Below are 3,741 nucleotides of genomic sequence, written 5' to 3' on the forward strand. Positions count from 1 at the left end.
CGGGCCGCCGGTCTCTCGCTCTCCACCGTCAAGCGCATGGAGGAGAACGTCGCGGCGATCGCGGAGCGGTCCCGCCACAGGGCCGTGGACGCCCTGCGCCGGTCCGGCATCCGCTTCTCCCTGATGGAAAGCGGAGTCATCGGCGTCGGCTTGACCTGAGCCGTCCCGTCGGGCGCGCGGCCCTTAGCCGATCTGCGCCAGGGCCTGATCGACGTCGGCGATGAGGTCCTCGACGCTCTCCAGGCCGATGGAGAGGCGCACCGTCTCGGGACCGACCTTGGCGGCGGCCTTGTCGGCGGGGCTGAGCTGGCGGTGGGTGGTGGTCGCCGGGTGGATCGCCAGGGACTTGATCTCGCCGATGTTCACGAGGTGCGAGATCAGCTTCAGGCCCATGATGAACTGGACCGCCGCCGGCTCGCCGCCCTTCAGCGCCACGGTGAAGATCGAGCCCGGCCCCTGCGGCACGTAGCGGGCGGCCATCGCTTCGCCCTCCTGGCCGGGGAGGGCGGGATAGCTGACCCAGGCCACCGCCGGGTGGTCCTTCAGGAAGGCCGCCACCGCCTTCGCGTTCGAACAGTGCCGCTCCATCCGCAGGGGCAGGGTCTCGATGCCGGTGAGCGTCAGGAAGGCGTTCATGGGCGACAGGCCGGGGCCGAGCTCGCGCATGCCGAAGACGCGGCAGGCCGAGGCGAAGGCGAAGTCCGGGAAGCGCTCGGTGAGCACGAGGCCGTCATAGTCGGCCCAGGGCTCGCTCATCAGGTTGTAGCGGCCGGGGATCGCCGCCCAGTCGAAGCGCCCGGCGTCGCAGATCACGCCGCCGATGGTCTGGCCGGAGCCGCCGAGGAACTTCGAGGTCGAATGGATGACGATGTCGGCCCCGTGCTCGATCGGCCGGATCAGGGCCGGGGAGGCGAGGGTGTTGTCGACGACGAGCGGCAGGCCGTGGCGGCGCGCCACCTCAGCGATGCCGGCCAGATCCATCACGGTGGCGCAGGGGTTGACGATCGACTCGCAGATGATCGCCCGGGTCTCCGGGGTGATCGCGGCCTCGAAATCGGCCGGGGTCAGGCCCTTGGTGAACTGGGGCTTGAGGTCGTAGCGCCCGTCGAGGCGGTTCATGAGGCCGAGCGAGCCGCCGAAGAGGCGCGAGGAGGCGACGTAGGCCTCGCCGCTCTTCATCAGGGTCATGAGCACCATCAGCACGGCCGACTGGCCCGAGGCCACCGCGACGGCGGCCTTGGCGCCTTCCAGCGCGGCGACGCGGCGCTCCAGGGCGGCCACCGTCGGGTTGGAGCCGCGCGAGTAGGAGAACCCGGTGCGGCGCATGGCGAAGATGTCCGCCGCCTGCTGGGTGTCCTCGAAGACGAAGCCGTTGGTGAAGTAGATCGGCTGGGCCCGGGCTCCGGTGGCCGGGTCGGGGGCGGCGCCGGCATGGATCGCCTGGGTGGCGAAGCGATGGGTCTGGGTCTCGGTGGCCATCGGGGCCTCCCGTCTGTGAAGAGGTCGCGGTGAGCGGTCAGGCGGCGCGGTGGGTGAAGGCGCGCAGGGTCCGGACCAGGGTCGAGGGCTCGTAGGGCTTCGGGATGAAGCGCGCCCCGTCGGGCATGTCGTGCGGGCCGGGGGTGCCCATGCCGGAGACGACGAGGACCGGGATGGAGGGCCAGCGATGCGCCACGAGGCGGGCCAGGGCGAAGCCGTCCATGGAGCCGCGCGGCATGTCCACGTCGGTCATCAGCACGTCGACGTCGCCGCGGCTCTCCAGCACCGAGAGGGCGTTGTCGGCGTGGCTCGCCTCCAGAACCTCGAAGCCGGCATCCGCGAGCGTGTCGGCGGCTTCCATGAGAAGCAGCCCGTCGTCTTCGACGAGGAGAACGACAGGCAGATCCGTCGGATCTTGCGTCTCTGTCGAGGCTTGCCTCTCTGGCGGGTTCTGCGTCATCGGCGGCCGGACGATCTCGCGACAGGGGTGAGACGGGGGCCTAGGCCCCGCCAAGGGTGTCGTCAACAACGGCCGGTGTCGCGCATCCGTTTCACCGGAGCGGTGACGCGGCGCCCGGGCAACGCCGGGGCGAAGGCGATCGCCAGCCCCACGAGGGTCGCCAGGATGGCCAGGAACGCCGCCGCGTCGCTGATCTGTTCCACGAATGCCCAGTCCATCGAAGCCAAGGCCGACATCGCCACCTCCGGTGATCGCGCCGCGAGCCTCGGCCCAACATGGTAAAGAGACCGTTAACACCGCTCCGCTCAGGCGTTCAGCGCGGCGTCGAGGTCGGCGATCAGATCCTGTGGATCCTCGAGGCCGACCGAGAGCCGCACCACCTCCGGCCCCGCCCCGGCGGCGATCCGCTGCGGGTCGGTGAGCTGGCGGTGGGTGGTGGAGGCGGGGTGGATGATGAGCGAGCGGGTGTCGCCGATATTGGCCAGATGGGAGAACAGGGTCAGGCCGGAGACGAGCTTGACGCCGGCCTCGTAGCCGCCCTTGAGCCCGAGGGTGAAGACCGCCCCGGCCCCGTGCGGCGTGTAGCGCCGGGCGAGCGCGTGGTAGCGGTCGGTCTCCAGGCCCGGATAGCTGACCCAGGACACCGCCGGGTGGCCCTGCAGGAAGGTCGCCACGGCGAGCGCGTTGTCGCAATGGCGCTGCATGCGCAAGGGCAGGGTCTCGATGCCCGAGAGGAGCAGGAAGGCGTTGAAGGGCGAGAGCGCCGGCCCGAGGTCGCGCAGGCCCAGCACCCGCACCGCGATGGCGAAGGCGAAGTTGCCGAAGGTCTCGGCCAGCACCTTGCCGGCATATTCCGGGCGCGGGGCCGACAGCATGGGGAAGCGCGCGTCGCCCACCCACGGGAAGGTGCCGCCGTCGACCACGAGGCCGCCGATGGAATTGCCGTGGCCGCCCAGGAACTTCGTCGCCGAGTGCACGACGATGTCGGCCCCGTGCTCGAAGGGGCGGATCAGGTAGGGGCTCGCCATCGTGTTGTCGACGATGAGCGGGATGTTGTGGCGCTTGGCGATCTCCGAGAGCGCCGCGATGTCGGTGATGACCCCGCCCGGATTCGCGATCGACTCGCAGAAGATCGCCTTGGTGCGCGGCGTGATCGCGCGCTCGAAGGAAGAGGGGTCGTCGGTTTCGGCCCAGACCACGTTCCAGCCGAAGTTCTTGTAGGAGTGGTTGAACTGGTTGATCGAGCCGCCGTAGAGCCGGTCGGCCGCGATGAACTCGTCGCCCGGCTGCATGAGCGCGTGCATCACCAGGAACTCGGCGGCGTGGCCCGAGGCCACCGCCACGGCGGCGGTGCCGCCCTCCAGGGCCGCGACGCGCTCCTCCAGCACCGCGTTGGTGGGGTTGGTGATGCGCGAGTAGATGTTGCCGAAGGCCTCGAGCCCGAAGAGCGAGGCGGCGTGCTCGGCATCGTCGAAGACGAACGAGGCGGTCTGGTAGATCGGCGTGGCGCGGGCTCCCGTGGTCGGGTCGGGCAGGGCGCCGGCATGGATGGCCCGCGTGTTGAAGCCGGGCAGACGATCGGTCATCGCAAAAACCTCCCGGGCCCGCCGGCCCGCACACGCCCACCCTCTACGCCTCGGCCGCGACCGACGGAAGGGGGCGTCATCCGCTGAAACGAACGCTGGTTCTTTATGCCGGACGGGGAAGGGGGTCAAGGCGGGGCGATGTCCCTCCCCCCGCTGTGGGGGAGGGTGGTCGCGGAGCGACCGGGAGAGGGGGGCACCCTCTCCGACCGGGGCGCA

The 3,741-nt window shown here is 70.5% G+C and carries 4 protein-coding genes; all 4 read right to left on the minus strand.

Translation table 11 applies throughout. From position 1 onward, the window contains the following. Positions 1 to 183: 183 nt before the first annotated feature. Positions 184 to 1,479, minus strand: a complete 1,296-nt coding sequence (locus ASF20_RS11690; protein WP_056274388.1) for an aminotransferase class I/II-fold pyridoxal phosphate-dependent enzyme — start codon at positions 1,477 to 1,479, stop codon at positions 184 to 186. Positions 1,480 to 1,516: 37 nt separating this feature from the next. Next, complete coding sequence (locus tag ASF20_RS11695) at positions 1,517 to 1,939, minus strand: response regulator (RefSeq protein ID WP_056222496.1); 423 nt, start codon at positions 1,937 to 1,939, stop codon at positions 1,517 to 1,519. 62 nt (positions 1,940 to 2,001) lie between these two features. Further along, positions 2,002 to 2,175 (minus strand): hypothetical protein, encoded by a 174-nt coding sequence (locus tag ASF20_RS24050; RefSeq protein WP_156648048.1) that lies wholly within the window; start codon positions 2,173 to 2,175, stop codon positions 2,002 to 2,004. Between the two features lie 69 nt (positions 2,176 to 2,244). Continuing rightward, positions 2,245 to 3,525 carry an O-acetylhomoserine aminocarboxypropyltransferase gene (locus ASF20_RS11700; RefSeq protein WP_056274390.1) on the minus strand — a complete coding sequence of 427 codons (1,281 nt, stop codon included), beginning with the start codon at positions 3,523 to 3,525 and terminating at the stop codon, positions 2,245 to 2,247. Positions 3,526 to 3,741: the final 216 nt, after the last annotated feature.

This window comes from Methylobacterium sp. Leaf88 (assembly GCF_001422795.1).
Classification (GTDB): domain Bacteria; phylum Pseudomonadota; class Alphaproteobacteria; order Rhizobiales; family Beijerinckiaceae; genus Methylobacterium.

Excerpts from the sequence above, each read along its gene's own strand:
- ASF20_RS11690 (WP_056274388.1), bottom strand. The coding sequence starts at position 1,479 with ATGGCCACCGAGACCCAGACCCATCGCTTCGCCACCCAGGCGATCCAT.
- ASF20_RS11695 (WP_056222496.1), bottom strand. The coding sequence starts at position 1,939 with ATGACGCAGAACCCGCCAGAGAGGCAAGCCTCGACAGAGACGCAAGAT.
- ASF20_RS24050 (WP_156648048.1), bottom strand. The coding sequence starts at position 2,175 with ATGTCGGCCTTGGCTTCGATGGACTGGGCATTCGTGGAACAGATCAGC.
- ASF20_RS11700 (WP_056274390.1), bottom strand. The coding sequence starts at position 3,525 with ATGACCGATCGTCTGCCCGGCTTCAACACGCGGGCCATCCATGCCGGC.